General features: G+C 54.0%; 11 protein-coding genes. 2 read left to right on the top strand and 9 right to left on the bottom strand.

The window, feature by feature from the left end:
• Window positions 1-24: 24 nt before the first annotated feature.
• Window positions 25-996, top strand: coding sequence for an NAD(P)H-dependent flavin oxidoreductase (locus MOY_RS05790; protein WP_009097521.1), 972 nt, complete (start codon window positions 25-27; stop codon window positions 994-996).
• Here MOY_RS05790 and MOY_RS05785 read toward each other — a convergent pair.
• The 8 genes from MOY_RS05785 to MOY_RS05750 form a co-directional block, all read right to left on the bottom strand.
• On the bottom strand, window positions 978-1,757 hold the full coding sequence (locus tag MOY_RS05785) for an enoyl-CoA hydratase/isomerase family protein (RefSeq protein ID WP_009097519.1): 780 nt from the start codon (window positions 1,755-1,757) through the stop codon (window positions 978-980). The two genes, MOY_RS05790 and MOY_RS05785, sit on opposite strands and share 19 nt — an antisense overlap.
• Before the next feature lie 33 nt (window positions 1,758-1,790).
• Complete coding sequence (locus MOY_RS05780; RefSeq protein ID WP_009097517.1) at window positions 1,791-2,909, bottom strand: acyl-CoA dehydrogenase family protein; 1,119 nt, start codon at window positions 2,907-2,909, stop codon at window positions 1,791-1,793.
• Window positions 2,910-2,916: 7 nt separating this feature from the next.
• Window positions 2,917-4,110, bottom strand: coding sequence for an acyl-CoA dehydrogenase family protein (locus MOY_RS05775; RefSeq protein ID WP_009097515.1), 1,194 nt, complete (start codon window positions 4,108-4,110; stop codon window positions 2,917-2,919).
• Window position 4,111: 1 nt separating this feature from the next.
• Window positions 4,112-5,581, bottom strand: a complete 1,470-nt coding sequence (locus MOY_RS16660) for an enoyl-CoA hydratase/isomerase family protein (protein ID WP_009097514.1) — start codon at window positions 5,579-5,581, stop codon at window positions 4,112-4,114.
• A gap of 201 nt (window positions 5,582-5,782) precedes the next feature.
• The gene (locus MOY_RS05765; protein WP_009097512.1) at window positions 5,783-6,928 is read right to left on the bottom strand and encodes a TAXI family TRAP transporter solute-binding subunit; all 1,146 of its coding nucleotides are present in this window, start codon (window positions 6,926-6,928) and stop codon (window positions 5,783-5,785) included.
• Between the two features lie 28 nt (window positions 6,929-6,956).
• The gene (locus MOY_RS05760) at window positions 6,957-8,963 is read right to left on the bottom strand and encodes a TRAP transporter permease (protein WP_009097510.1); all 2,007 of its coding nucleotides are present in this window, start codon (window positions 8,961-8,963) and stop codon (window positions 6,957-6,959) included.
• A gap of 90 nt (window positions 8,964-9,053) precedes the next feature.
• Window positions 9,054-10,214 (bottom strand): TAXI family TRAP transporter solute-binding subunit, encoded by a 1,161-nt coding sequence (locus tag MOY_RS05755; protein ID WP_009097508.1) that lies wholly within the window; start codon window positions 10,212-10,214, stop codon window positions 9,054-9,056.
• Window positions 10,215-10,423: 209 nt separating this feature from the next.
• Window positions 10,424-12,124: a SulP family inorganic anion transporter gene (locus tag MOY_RS05750; protein ID WP_009097507.1), complete on the bottom strand. Its 1,701-nt coding sequence runs from the start codon at window positions 12,122-12,124 to the stop codon at window positions 10,424-10,426.
• Window positions 12,125-12,420: 296 nt separating this feature from the next.
• Between MOY_RS05750 and MOY_RS05745 the strand changes: the two genes are divergently transcribed.
• Entirely contained in the window at window positions 12,421-14,079 is a 1,659-nt protein-coding gene (locus MOY_RS05745; protein WP_009097505.1) for a methyl-accepting chemotaxis protein, read from the top strand.
• Here MOY_RS05745 and rarD read toward each other — a convergent pair.
• On the bottom strand, window positions 14,050-14,958 hold the full coding sequence (gene rarD, locus MOY_RS05740) for an EamA family transporter RarD (protein ID WP_009097503.1): 909 nt from the start codon (window positions 14,956-14,958) through the stop codon (window positions 14,050-14,052). The genes MOY_RS05745 and rarD overlap by 30 nt on opposite strands.
• Window positions 14,959-14,965 lie beyond the last annotated feature (7 nt).

The raw sequence follows: 14,965 nt of genomic DNA, 5'->3' as shown, positions 1-14,965 counted from the left end.
CAATAACAACCAGTGAGTTGTCCTATGCTAACGCGCCTAACTGCCTCGTTAACTCTGCCGGTAATTGGCTCCCCTATGTTTATCGTCTCTGGGCCTGAATTAGTGATTGCCCAGTGCCAATCAGGGATCATCGGTGCCTTTCCGGCATTAAATGCTCGGCCCGCCGAAGCGCTCCGTGATTGGCTACAGCACATTACCCAAACACTGGCTGACTATGACGAGCAGCACCCCGATAAGCCCTCAGCACCCTTTGCGGTTAACCAAATTGTGCACCCCACTAACGATCGCCTAGAGCACGATGTTGCACTGTGCGCCGAGTTTAAGGTGCCCCTGGTGATTACTAGCCTGCATGCACCTAATCAGGTAGTGGAGCAGGTGCACGCCTATGGTGGACTGGTTTTTCACGATGTCACCACGTTGCGGCACGCCAAGAAAGCCATTGATGCGGGTGTCGATGGGCTGATACTGGTATGCCACGGCGCGGGTGGTCATGCGGGGCGATTAAACCCCTTTGCGTTTGTCGCTGAGGTTCGCCGTTTCTATGATGGTCCGCTGGTGTTAGCGGGGGCCATTACCAGCGGTGAGCAAATAGCGGCTGCCCAGGCGCTAGGCGTGGATTTTGTGTATATGGGTACGCGCTTTATTGCCACCCAGGAAGCCAACGCCCAAGCGGCCTATAAGCAGATGGTACTGGAGGCGGGGGCAGGAGACATTGTATATACCAACCTATTTACTGGCGTGCACGGTAACTACCTACGGCAAAGTATTGAGCAGGCGGGGTTGGATCCTGATGCGCTGCCTGAAGGCGATAAAGCCTCAATGCGCTATGGTTCAGGGGGTAGCAGTAAAGCAAAAGCATGGCGGGATATTTGGGGCGCGGGCCAGGGCGTAGGTGGTATTGCAACGCTTAATAGCGTGGCCGAAGAAGTGACCACGCTACGTGATGATTACCAGAAGGCCTTGGAGAAAGCGCAATCTCATTTGCGGCGGCTTTGACGAAACGCGGCTAGCCGCGCCTGAAACTCTTCAGACGCTTTGCACTGATCTTGAAGCTCGCCTTCTAATGCCATGGTGTCACTTAGCGAGCGTTGCGCTGCTTCACGCAACGCTCGCTTGGTGGCGCTTAGTGCCTGGGTTGACTGTTCAACCAGCATTTTTGCGAGCGTGCGAGCTTCCTGTAACACCTGGTCATCTTCAACCGCTCGATTGGCCAAGCCGAGTTCCAAGCATCGCTCTGCTGAAATCGGCGTCGCCAAGGCGGCCATTTCAAAGGCCTGGGCGTGACCAAGCTTGCGTACTAAATGCCAACAGGCGCCGCCATCGGGAATCAAGCCAATATTAATAAAGGCAAGCTTCAGGTAGGCTGATCGCCCCATTACTACCATATCGCTGGCGAGAACATAAGAAACACCAATACCTGCTGCTGCACCGGACACTGCCGCAATGACGGGCTTATTCATTGCCATCAAACCGCGTAGAGCAGGTAAGAAGAGCGTCTCCAATCGTTCGCTAGCCGGTTGAGACGATGCCTTCTCAAACTCCGCCAGGTCAGCACCGGCACAAAAAGAGCTGCCCTCGCCGCTAAGGATGACGCATCGTATCTGCTCATTGGCGGCTACCGCCGACAGCGCTTTGTTGAGCGCTAGGGCGGTGTCTTCATTAAGGGCATTACGTACTTCAGGACGTGCAATGGCGACTTCTACTACGCCGTTTTCAATAGCGCTGACAGTCACTAACTGGCTGGGGTGATCTGACATGTATCGCTCCTTTATCAACTTTCTAAGGCCGCCTTAGGCGACGTCTAATAGATCGCTGACCGTTTCAAGGTGGTAGTCACTGTCGCCTAGGTAGTGATCAAACATTACTAGGTGTTTAGCGTAGTGAGCCACATAGCACTCTTCTGTCATGCCCATGCCGCCGTGAAGTTGAATCGCCTGCTCGGCAATAAAGCGTGCCGACTCACCGCAATAAGCTTTGGCTGCGGCAATTTTATAATCCCGTTCGCTGGCAGGCAGCGTAAGGCTAGTGGCGGCTAAAATGGCCATGGAGCGGGACTGCTCCAGATGCAGGTGCATATCCACCATACGGTGCTGAAGCGCCTGGAAGGTCGATAGCGGCAAACCAAACTGCTTGCGTTCTTTTAAATAGGCAAGCGTTTGGTCGCAGGCCTCTTCCATGGCACCAATAGCCTGCGCGCATAGTGCGGCGCGGCCAAGGGCTAGCAAATCGGCCAGTGCATCGCTGACATCTTCGCTCAAGCAGTTTTCTGGCGGCAGCGTGACGTTATCTAGCGTTAGATCACCGGCGGGCTGGTCGTCCATGGTCAGGTAGAGGTGCGAAGATGTACCTGCGGTATTGTGGGGCACCACAAATAGCGCTAATTTACCGCTGTCTAATCGGGCGATTACCAAAGTGGCTGCAGCGGCCCCCAGGTTAAGAACCACGTCCTTTCTGCCGTTGATATGCCACTGGCCGTCACGTTGAGCGGCGTGGGTGGACACGTCAAACGCATCGTAGCGGGCGTCATGCTCCTGCCAGGCCAATGCCAGCTGATGCTCGCCTTCCAGCAGCGGAGTGAGCCAACGTTTTTGCTGTTCGCCGTTGGCAGTAAGCGCTAATAGCTGGCCTGGTAATACTAGGCCAGCTAAGTAAGCTTCAGGCACTAGGCCGCGGCCGAGTGCCTGCATGATTATCATTAGGTCGGTGCCGTCGCCGCCTAAGCCGCCAACGTCTTCGCTGAAGGGCATATGCAGCAGGCCCAGCTCAGCAAAGGTGTGCCACAGTGGGGAGCGTTCAGCGTTAGCGCTGCTGAGCATTGAACGGCGCTGTTCGGGGGATACTTGGTCAGTCACCAAGCGAGTAAGCGTCTCTTCGAGCATGCGCTGCTCGTCGGTTAAAGCAAAATCCATGGTGACCTCACATTTCTAAAATTGTTTTGGCGACAATACTTTTTTGTATTTCGTTGGAGCCGCCATAAATTGATAGCTTGCGACGGTTTAAATACTGGGCACTTGCCGCAGCGCTTTGCGTGTAGGCATCATCTAAGCGTTCATCGCCATGCAGGAACTCAGGAAAGAAGGGCAGTGCGGCGGGGCCAAGCGCGCGCCGAGTGAGTTCACTTAGTTCTTGGCGAAGTTCCGAGCCACGTACTTTTAGCAGTGAGCTTTCTGCGCCGGGTGCGCCGCCGTCACGGGCAGCGGCAATCACACGTAAATTGGTGACTTCCAGCGCCATTAGCTCAAGCTCGGCCTTCACCACCCGCTGACGAAAGCTGGGCAGCGCCAGCAGCGGCTTGCCGCGATGCTGAATGCGGCTGGCCAGTGACTTTAAATGCCGCAGGGCCTGCTTAGCGTGACCGAGCCCGGCAATGCCGGTGCGCTCATGGGTAAGCAAAAACTTGGCGCAGGTCCAGCCCTGGCCTTCTTCACCAACGCGGTTTTCAATCGGCACACGAACATTGTCTAAAAAGATTTCGTTAACTTCGTGAGCACCATCGAGGGTAATAATTGGCCGCACGGTAATACCAGGCGTCTGCATATCAATCAGCAAAAAGCTAATGCCGGCCTGCTTCTTGGCATCGGGATCGGTGCGTACCAAACAGAACAGCATGTTGGCGTGCTGACCCAACGTGGTCCAGGTCTTCTGACCGTTAACAATATAGTGATCACCGTCCCGCACGGCACGGGTATTCAGACCTGCTAAGTCAGAGCCAGCGCCGGGCTCGGAATAGCCTTGGCACCACCAGTCCTGGTTACTCAAAATACGCGGCAGGTAGTGCTGCTGCTGTTCTGTGCTGCCAAATTTCATGAGGACGGGGGCCACCATGTTGACGCCAAAAGGAACCACCGTTGGCGCGTGAGCAGCGGCGCACTCTTCATCGAATATATGCCGCTGCACCGGCCCCCAACCTGGGCCGCCGTGCTCCTTTGGCCAGTTAGATGCCAGCCAACCCTGCTCGCTGAGAATATTCTGCCAGCGCAGGTGGTCATCAGCGCTAAGGTGACGCCCTAGGCGCACGCGTTCGCTGATATCGCTGGGTAACGCATCCGCCAGAAAGCGCCGCACTTCTTCGCGAAACGCCTGCTCTTCGGGGCTAAAGGTGAGGTTCATGTTAGTCGTCCTTAGCAGTTGAATTAGCCGTTGAGCCAGCCTTTGAGACTATTTTTGAGAGGGTAGCTTGACGATGAGGACCGCCCAGGTGGCGTGGGTAGCCGAACGCTTCCACGGCCAGCAAATCAATGTCGCTTGCGCGATAGCAGAAGCCCTGTTCTGAAATACCCACGCTCACCCGTTCAAGGGCTGTTTGCTTGTCGCTGGCTGGCGCCTGTTGGATGGCTTCATACATTGTCTTCAGCAGGCTTTGCTGTTGGCTAACCACTACGTTTAGGCGAAGTGCTTTCAGCGTAAGTGCAGCCTGTTGTTGGATCAGTGGCCCTGCACTTAGGTCGACCAGCTCAACCATGCTGCCGTTATCAGCAACGATCAGGCTAAGCGCTGTGTCCTTGCCGCCGTTTTTACTGTTGCCACCATGAGTGTCAATGGCTTCCATCGTGATAACGGGACATTCGGTGGCAACGCTATTGGCGCTATTCGGGGCAACGAGGCATAGCTCAGTGTCACTGTTTGGCGCGCTGGTTAAGGTAATGCCTGCCCGATGGGCGGCTTTTTGCAGACGTTCAAATAGCGGATGCTGTCCGATTAACGCGACGTTGCTAAATGCGCTGGCGCTCTCAACGTTGGGCACTAGGTGGGGGCTGCGCGCGGCAAAAAAGAGGTGAATAAGGCCTGCGCGCTGGGGTGAGTCCATGCAGGCCAGAAACAGCTCCCGCTCGCGACGCAAGCCGTCCTGAAGTGACGCTGCAGTCACGCAGGCCTCGATCGCTTCTACAATGCGAAAGGGTGAAAAAAGCGCTGAAGCGTCTTGGTTTAACTGTTGCAGGGTAGAGGCAATCGCCTGTGGATTCGCCGCAGGGGCAGGAAGCTCTCCGGTGATGCGTGACGTTTGCCTGCCTGTGAGCACCTGCTCAGCGGCAGCTAAACCTGCTTCCAGGGGCGTTTGGGCATCACTAATGGCATCTATAATGCCTGCTTCAAGGGCTTCTTCAGCTTCTACAAAACGCCCGCTAGTGATTATCTCCAACGCGCGCTCGACGCCAACCAAGCGTGGTAACCGTTGTGTACCCCCCGCGCCGGGCAGTAAGCCAAGCTTCACCTCAGGCAACCCAACGCGAGTGCCCTTCAGTGCCACACGATAGTGACAGCCCAACGCAACTTCTAAGCCACCGCCTAGGGCGGTGCCATGTAGAGAGGCAATTAACGGTTTAGAACAGGCTTCCAGTTGGGTAATAACATCGGGCAGCAAAGGAGCCTGGGGAGGTTTGCCGAATTCTTTAATATCTGCACCGGCAATAAAGGTGCGGCCATCAGCTAACACTACCAGCGCTTTGGCTTGCGAGTCAGCGATACCTTCTTCAAGTGCCTTCACTAAGCCACTGCGCACGGCGTGCCCCAATGCGTTAACCGGTGGATTGGCAATGTGAATAACGCCTACATCGCCGTGACGCTGGTAATGAACAGACATGAATTGCTCCAATGTTTCGCATGGCGAAACTTATGATTATTTATTGGAATGAATAATGATTGAATAATGACGAAACAGGGCAGCTTAGTCAATATAGTAGAATTGTGTTCCGCAATGCAGAATTAAGCGGTTGCGAAATAACTGCTTTTAGCATTAGAAAAAATGCCGCCGCCTACTGAGGCGACATTTTTAGAAGGGTTTTTAAAAGACGGGATTCATGCTGGCGTTTTCCAACGCCGCGCGACGCGCTGTCATCCATCCCGCTATAAAGGCTTCTTCGTCCTCCGGGGCATCTGCTTTATAGCTTTCCCAGGTATCCATCAGAAGTGCCTGGCGCTCGACCAGTGCTTTTTGATGCTCTTCCATTGCCTCTGTCCAGACGCCAGTGTCTCGATAATAGTCAACAACCGCATCGTGAAAAGGCACCACCCAGGTCATGTTCTGATTTTCCAGCGCATAGCCGCTTGCACCTGGGGCGTTGTCTTTATAGTCATCAAATGATTCAGTCAGCGTGGTGATCAACCCGCGCGCAGTTTCTGGAGCAAGGTCGGCATTGCTGACCATAATGGGGTAAGGGTAGCTTGCGCTGGCGAGTGGGGCGTCGGCATTAATACCAGCCCCTGCAGTAACGTCGTGGGGCTGAAAGTAGGGTGCGACGTCGAGCATGCGCTCCCAGCCGTCTTTATCTTCTGTGGGTAATGTAGGCCACTGTAATCCGCGAGGGCTGGCAGAAAGGCGCTGCGCAGCTGGCGTGACGGTGGTGGTGATAGCAGCATCGGCTCGACCGCTGATTATGCCATCAAAGGCTGCGTTGTAGCCGGGGAAGTCAACGCGTTCAACGTCATCCCACGTCAGACCGGCAAACGCCAAATACGCCTCTGCGGCCTTGTTGAGGGCATCGTCTCCTCGTAGGTAGGCCAGTCGTTTACCCTCAAGGTCAGCGATTGAGTCAATCTCAACGTCACCTGCCACAGCCATACCTAAGCCAAAAGTGGCTATGGACGTGGAAATAACGCGAATAGGCTGTGGCCCCCAGTCGGGGCCTGCAAACATCATAACGCCTTCAGAACCGTAGTAGCTGGCAATGCCGCAGGCGCAAAGGTCAACCCGGCCTGTTTTTAAAGGCGTCATGCGCATTGTGTCGTTCTCGCCAGGAATAACGCGAGATTGGGTGCCGTACTCTTCCTGCAGTAGCTGACTGATGGCCATGATTTGCGCGTGGCCACTGGTTCCGGTGCCGTAGGCAGTCCAGTTAAGCGCATTAGGCATAGCAACCGCTTGGCCCGCGAACAAAATACCAATCGCTACTCCGCTTAATTTAAATGAGATTTTTGTTTTTGTGTGCATAAAACTCCTCAGGTTGTCGTTGCTCACATTAAGCGCTAGCTGAATGTGAGCGCTGATGGTGGCGCTGGCTTAAGCGCGCTAGTAGCACGCCAGGAATTAGCGCTGCGACGGCCATGCCAAGCAGTTCAAGCTGGCTTAGCGGCACCATGCCTCCGCCGGGCAGGGCCAGCAGCAGTCCCGCGATTAAGATCAGGCCGCGGATGATGGTCTCTTGTAGTACGCCATAGCCGAGACGGCCGATCCCAATCAGATAACCCTGCATCGCTGATGCAAATAGAATGATGCCAATCACCGCTTGGATAAACACGGCCACTATCGTCAACGGCTCGCCCTGCATAATCAGCGCGGGATTAAGGACAAACAGGAAAGGGATAAAGTAAATCACGCTGCCTAAGCGCATGGCCTGTAGGCCGGTTGCCATTGGCCGAGCGCCAGCCACGGTCGCTGCGGCAAAAGCACCGAGTGCCACGGGTGGCGTAATAAAACTCAACATGCCCCAATAGAGGATGAACATGTGTACCGCCATGGGATCAAGGCCTCCGCCTTGAATGAGTGCCGGGGCTAGCGCCACCGCCAGGAAGATATAGGCCGCGGTAACCGTCATTCCAATACCTAGCACGAAACTGGTTACGGCACCCATGATCAGCAGAAGTGGCACGCTGCCACCGGCGATGTTGATAAAGTCGTTGGCAATGGTGCCGGAAAGGCCGGTCATGGAAAGCGCGCCCACCAGCATGCCTACACCCGCCAAAATGGCAATTAGCTCAGCAAACAGCTTGGCGGCAGACGACAACGTATCGCCAACATCCTTCCAGCCCCAGCGGTTATGTTTTGAGAGTTGGTTAAGAACCAGCAGTAGCGCTGTTGCGTAAAAGGGTGCAACGGCTTCTCGTTGCATCACCAGTAACATCCACACCAAGAGCGCGAACACGAAGATAAAGTACCAGCCCTCTTTTAGGGTTTGCCAAAGCGAAGGCAGCTCAACCACAGGCAAGCCTTTAATATCGTTACGCGCCGCGTAAGCGTCGATCTGTATAAATAATCCCAAAAAATAGAGTACCGAAGGAATAACTGCGGCAAGAGCAATAGTGGAGTAAGGAATATCCAAAAACATTGCCATAACAAAGGCGGTGGCACCCATAACGGGTGGCATTAATACACCGCCGGTAGAGGCGCAGGCTTCTACACCCCCAGCAAAAGAGCGGGTCATGCCAATGCGTCGCATCGCCGGAATCGACAAAACACCGGTAGTCAGCACGTTGCTGATCACACTGCCGCTCATTGAGCCCATTAAGCCACTTGAGAAAATCGATACTTTGGCAGGGCCACCGCGGACATGTCCTAATAGTGCAAAGGCCAGGTTAATAAAAAATTTACCGCCACCGCTTTTCTGCAGCACCACGCCAAATACCAGAAAGCCGATCACTAGGCCCGCAAATGCTTGCAGCGGTACGCCCATGATGCTTTCAGTGCTCATGGTGTGGTACATGGCGGTTTGTTCAAGGGTCGATGGAAACGCTTGAATTGGGCCGGGGACAATATCGGCCACCAATGGGTAGAGTGAGAACAACCCGGCAATAATGGCGATAGGTAAGCCACCTGCACGTCGAGCTGCTTCAATAATCAGCAGCCAATAGGCGTAGCTGGCGTAGATAGCGAGGTCAGGTGCAGCAAACGCCCAACCGCGTTCTAAAATAGGTACCGCGTTATAAACAAAATAGCCGCCGACAGTGAGCGTTATGGCGCTAAGTAAGTAGTCGTACCAGGGAATAGGGCGATCTTGTAGGCTGCTGCGCATAGGCCATAGCAAAAAAACCAGCGGCAAAAGCAAGGCAACGACAGCGTAATAGAACTGCGTCTCCAGACCCGTCACAAAGGTAAGCCAGCCGATATTGAATAAGTAGTCCAGCGTCATCAGCATTAAAGCGACGGTGACAGTGGCTGGAATCCAGCGTATCGCCGACGGAAGCTGACGAATTTGGCTGATCTTTTCTTTCACTTGTTGCGTAGAGGCGGGCGCGGTATTTTTGGTCATGGCGAGGTATCTGTGGTCATGGCTGAGTGTCTATTGTTATGAAGAGGTTCATCCATCAGCAGGGGCGGCAAGCGCCGCCCCCCAAGCCGGTTATTCGAAGATGGGTTCGAAGCCAGCATCGTTCAGCGCAGTGGCGCGTGCTTCCATCCAGTCAGCAGCAAATGCCTCAGCATCACTGGGTGCATCCTGCATAAAGCTTTCCCATGCGCTTAAGAGAACGTTCTGACGCTCAACGAGCTGATCTTGATGCGCCTGCATTTCATCCGTCCACACATCGATCTCTTTGTAGTACTCCACGACTGCATCGTGAAATGGCATCACCCACTGAAGGTCTTGCTCCTCTAAGGCGTAGCCAAGTGCCCCCGGGGCATTGTCTTTATAGTCATCAAAATTTTCCTGCATTGCTTTGATCAGGCCGTAGGCGACGTTGTCATCTAGGTCTTGATTAGCAACCACAATCGGGTAGGGGTAGCTGGCACTTGGAACGGGATTGTCGGCGCTAATGCCACCGGCACCAGCGGTGACTTCATGGGGGCGGAAATAGGGTGCCACTGCCGCCATACGCTCCCAGCCTGCTTCATCTTCTGGGTCGAGCACTGGCCAGCTAATACCTCTGGGGCTGCTGGCAAGCTGCTGAGCAGGCGGTGTGACTGTCGTGGTGAACGAGGCGTCAACATCGCCGGCGATGATGCCGTCAAAAGAGCGGCCATAGCCGGGGTAGTCAACGCGCTCAACGTCGTCCCAGGTTAGCCCACCAAAAGCAAGGTATGCCTCGGTACCTTTGTTGAGTGCATCGTCACCCCGAATATAGGCAACGCGTTTGCCTGCTAAGTCAGCAGGCGTTTCAACGTCTAAGTCACCGGCGACCGCAAGGGATAGGCCAAAGGAAGCGGTGGATGTGGTAATGACGCGTAGCGGCTGAGGCCCCCAGTCGCGGTCGGCAAACATCATTACGCCTTCCGCACCGTAGTAGCTGGCGATCCCACAGGCGCACAAATCCACTCGGCCTTGCTTAAGCGGTGTCATACGAGACACATCGTTGTCGCCGGGCAAAATACGCACGGATGAACCGTATTTGTTTTGTAGCATGTTGCCGATGGCAACCGCTTGGGCATAGCCGCTGGAGTTAGTGCCGTAGGCGGTCCATGCCATGGTGCGTGGCAGGTCAACTTCACTGGCGTGGCTTACTGCAGCGCCTAGCAGTGATAAAGGTAAAGCGGCAATCAGTAATCGGTGAGCGAGTGGGCGCATTTAAATGCTCCTTTATTGTGGTTGTGGTTACATTTAGTTACTTTATGTTTTGCTATGCGGTATTTGGTTTTGCTAAGTGGTCGACTGATAGTAGGTAAGCCCATAGGGATATGTCAACGCTGTTCTAACAAGCGACCCTAAATAGCATGAACTTTGCGCAAAAAAGCCAGGCATTTGCCTGGCTTTTCAAGGTAGTAAGTTCGGAGAAATTAGCTAAATTCTCGCCATGCAGCGTAGGTGCTAAGGAAGACGCGCCCGGTAAGCGCTTCAAGGAAGTCGCTTTTTTTAAGCTGATCCATGACGGGCCCTTTTACTTCGGAGAGGTGGAGCTTTACATCGGAGTCTTTTAATCGTGCATTTATGGCCTCTAGGCTTTCTAGGGCTGAGGCATCAATTAAGTTTACCGCTGAACAAATGAGCACGACATGTTCAAGCTCTGGGCGGCTGGCGACTAGATTATAAACGGTATCTTCTAAATAGCGGGCATTGGCAAAATAGAGGCTTTCATCTATACGTAAAAGCGCCGCAGTGCTGACTGTTTCTACATCATGGCGCTCTATGTTACGAAAATGCTCAGTATTGGGCACCCGACCCACCAGCGCGCTATGGGGGCGACTTGTGCGATATAGGAAGAGGGCAATAGATAGCGTTACACCGCCAATAATTCCCGCCTCAATACCTTCAACTAACGTGAGCAGAATGGTGACCGCCATGGCCGCAAAATCACTGCGTGAATAGCGCCACGTCTGGCGTAGCATGGGGATATCTACCAGCGTCAAAATTGACACGGTGATGGTGGCGGCCAAGGTGGCAATCGGCAGGTAGTAGAGCCAGCCGGTAAACGACAGCGTGACCAGTGCAATGCCCAAGGCGGCAAATGCACCTGCCGCAGGCGTTTGGGCGCCTGCATCATAGTTAATGACGGTGCGTGAAAGGCCGCCCGTTACTGGCATGCCGCTGCTAACGCCAGCGGCTAAGTTGGCAGCTCCTAAGCCGATTAGCTCTTGGTTGGGTGAAATACGCTGGCGCCGTTTAGCGGCAAGCATTTGCCCCATGGATACCGACTCCACAAACCCAACTAAGCTAATCAACAGCGCTGGAATTAACAGCGCCCGCCACAGCGACGAATCCCCCCAGGGAAAACTCAGGGCGGGCAGGCCGCTAGGAATATGGCCTACCACGGCCACGCCCGCATCCGCTAATTGCCAGTGCCAAGCGGCCAGTGTGGTGGCGATGACAGCAAACACAGGACCCGCCTTGGCCGTTAAATCAGCAAGCGAATTGGGTACACCTAGGGCGCAAAGTCCCTGTTTGCCAAAACGACGCAAGGTGACCAGAAACACCAGAGTGCCACCTCCTATCGCAAAGGTGTAAGGGTTAACGTTGGACACGTTAGGCAGCAGGGTCATCAGGCGCTCGACCAAGGTAAAACCGCTGCTAGATATGCCGAGCAAGCTACCCACTTGACTGGCAGCGATAAGAATACCTGAGGCGGTTAAAAAGCCTGAAATCACCGGGTGGCTTAAAAAGTTGCTAAAAAAGCCCATTTTAAGCCCACCCATCACTACCAGCAGTCCCCCGGAGAGCAACGAGAGCACCAGTGCTGCTTGTAGGTACGCATCACTGCCAGGGGTGGCCACAGAGCTGAGCGCGGCGCCGGTCATTAACGCAATAATAGCCACCGGCCCCACGGCTAAGGTTCGGCTGGTCCCTAACAGCGTATAGACCAGCTGCGGTAAAATGCTGGCATACAAACCAACCACGGCAGGCAAGCCTGCGAGCAAGGCATATGCCAGGGACTGCGGTATGACCATCACCGTAACGATTAGCCCCGCCAGGATATCGGCACCAAGCAGACGCCGATGGTAATGAGGAAGCCAGGTCAGAATAGGTAAATAGCGCTTTAACATAAGCTCCTAGGCATGCTCCTACTGTGCTCAACAGCTGCTGGCAGGGAATGTCGTTGAAATATGGCTGATTAGTTTAACGCGTTATACCTTAATAATCGTTTTTTTCGCTGTGGGCATCATCTTTTCTAATCCGTTATCTCCCCCCGAAGTGCTACTTCTTTCATTAGCATTACCCGTTAAGCTGGCTTGGAAATAAGTAATCCCCAAATGGCATCGTTTAGAGGATAGGGGTGGGTTTGCTTTTTTCTCGCATTGCTTCGTTACTCAATAACGTCAATTAAAAAAGAGTGTTTCTTATGCGACTAATTTTTATGCTAGTACCGTTGGGGTTGCTGGGCCTTTCCGTTTGGCTGGCGTCACAGGCAAATATGCTGCCCTACCTCGCGGTCGCCTGCGCTGTATTGGCTGGCGCAGGCTTAATGCTCAGCGCGTTGCAAAGCGTTTATTCTGCCGATCAGAACCGTTTAGCAATGCCAACGCGTAGTTTAAAACCGCTGCGAGACTACGCTTCTTTGCGGGCGATGGCCTATAGGCTTATGAACCGCGCCAGCAGAACCGCCATTGCTTCGGCTGAGGTTTCTCACTACGCCGACTTGATGGATCAACGTCTATCCAAGCAAGAAGTAATGGCCAGGGATGCCTCGTCCAGCATGGGTGCGATTAACGCGGCCATTATGCAGGTCAGCGCCAGTGCTACCCAGGTGGCTTCGCTTGCTGAGAGTGCTCGACAGTCGAGCCACCTGAACCATAGCGAATTGGTTGACATTATTACTGATATGGCGGGTGTCGCCGAGCGCTCCGATCAAGCGCTTGAGATGTTGACGGCGCTTAACGATAAAATTGAACGCGTGCGTAATGTCACCTCCATGATTGAAGGCATTGCTGAACAAACCCACTTGCTGTCACTTAATGCGTCTATTGAGGCAGCGCGGGCAGGTGAGCATGGCAAGGGGTTTGCCGTGGTGGCCGGGGAAGTGCGTAATTTAGCGCTAAAAACATCAACGGCTACCCAAAGCGTCGATGAGCTTGTTAAGGACATGCACCAAAGCGGGCATAGCGTTGTCGCTACCATGGGGTCGTTAATGACTCGTATCCGCGAGCGTTCACAAGGACTGCAGCAAGTAGGTGGCAGCCTGGCGACAATTACCCAGGAGTTTGACGATGTGCAGCGTGAAATTACCAGCGTGGCAGAAGCCATGGCCAGCACCAGAGAGCACAGTCAAACGGTTGCGGACAGCCTGCGCCAGTTAGAAGACGATGTAGATGAAGGCAACAGAAATATGCACGATTTAGCCACCCAAGCCCGTGCATTAATGGATGCCGCAGAGGGTGTTGATGGTGAGCTAGCACAGCAGCGTTTAGAAGGACGGCACCAGCAAGTATTTAGCGCTGCGCGCCGCACCGCCGACCAAATAGGCAAGTTATTTGAAAAAGGGATCGAGAGTGGCCAGCTATCACAGGACGCGTTATTTCAGCCGGAGTATCGCCTCATCCCTGGCACTCAGCCGCCGCTTTACCATACGGGGTTTGACGACTTTACCGATCAACATCTGCACAGCCTGCAAGAGCCGCTGCTTTCCCAAGTTGGCCTGAGCTACGCCATTGCTTGTGACCGTAAAGGCTATGTGCCTACCCACAACGCGGCGGTAAGTCGGAAGCCCACCGGCGATATTGATCACGACTTAAAGTACTGTCGTAGTAAGCGTATTTTCGATGACCCAACGGGCAGCCGCTGTGGGGCCCATGAAAATCCGCTGCTGTTACAAACCTACAAGCGCGACACTGGAGAAATTATGCATGACCTTTCAGTGCCGATTTATGTGAATGGCAAGCATTGGGGCGGTTTCCGTGTTGGCTATTGCCCGGTACATGACGAAGTCACCCACCGTGATACTCCTGTACTGCCCCCCGCTAGCCAACCAACGCTAATTGACCCTCGGTTGACGCGGGCGTGATTGCCAGGAAGACCAGGAGTAGAGTGCAAGGCCTGTCCAGATCATCAAGAAGGTTGCCAGTTGAATAAGGCCAAGCGGTTCACCGAAAACGGTTAATGCAATCAAGAACTGGATGCTCGGGTTGATGTACATTAAAAACCCAAGCGTGGCGAGTCGTAAGCGGCGTGCGGCTCCCGCAAAAGCCATCAGTGGCAGCGCGGTAAGCACTCCGCTAATGACCAGTAGAATCGACATCGGCGCATCATGGATAAAGTGCGACTCCCCTTGCCAGCTAAGCCAAGTGAGCGCCATAAGTGCAAGGGGAAACAGCAGGAGCGTTTCCACAAACAGGCCAGAAAGCCCGTCTAACGGGACCTGCTTACGAAATAGCCCATAGCTACCGAAGCTTAGTGCTAGTAGCAGGCTAATCCAGGGAAGTTCTCCAAGCATTACAAACTGTATGCCAATAGCAAGGCTGGCTAACCCAAGGGCCACCAGTTGCAGGCGCGCCATGACTTCGCGTAGTACCAGCATGCCAAGGGCCACGTTTACCAATGGGGTTAAAAAGTAGCCTAAACTGGCCTGAAGTACCTGCTTACTTTCCACGGCATAAATGTAAATTCCCCAGTTAAACGCAATCAGCAGCGCGCAGGCTAATACACGTCCTAAGCGTTTAGGCTCTACCAGTGCCGCAACCACCGGTGGCCAGCGCCGCAATAGGCTGATCAAGCCCACTAAAAAAAGGCACGACCAGAGGATTCTGTGAATAAGGATTTCAAAGGCAGGAATTCCCTGGAACAGAGCAAAAAATAGTGGAAAGCAGCCCCACATGGTGTAAGCGGTTAAGCCAAACATAACGCCTTTAACCGCCTCGGGATCCCGGGAAGAAGGTGGAAGCATAGCAGCC

It is taken from the genome of Halomonas sp. GFAJ-1 (assembly GCF_000236625.2).
Lineage (GTDB): Bacteria > Pseudomonadota > Gammaproteobacteria > Pseudomonadales > Halomonadaceae > Vreelandella.
The sequence above is the reverse complement of the archived record's forward strand: the minus strand, read 5'-3'. Positions and strand labels throughout refer to the sequence as shown.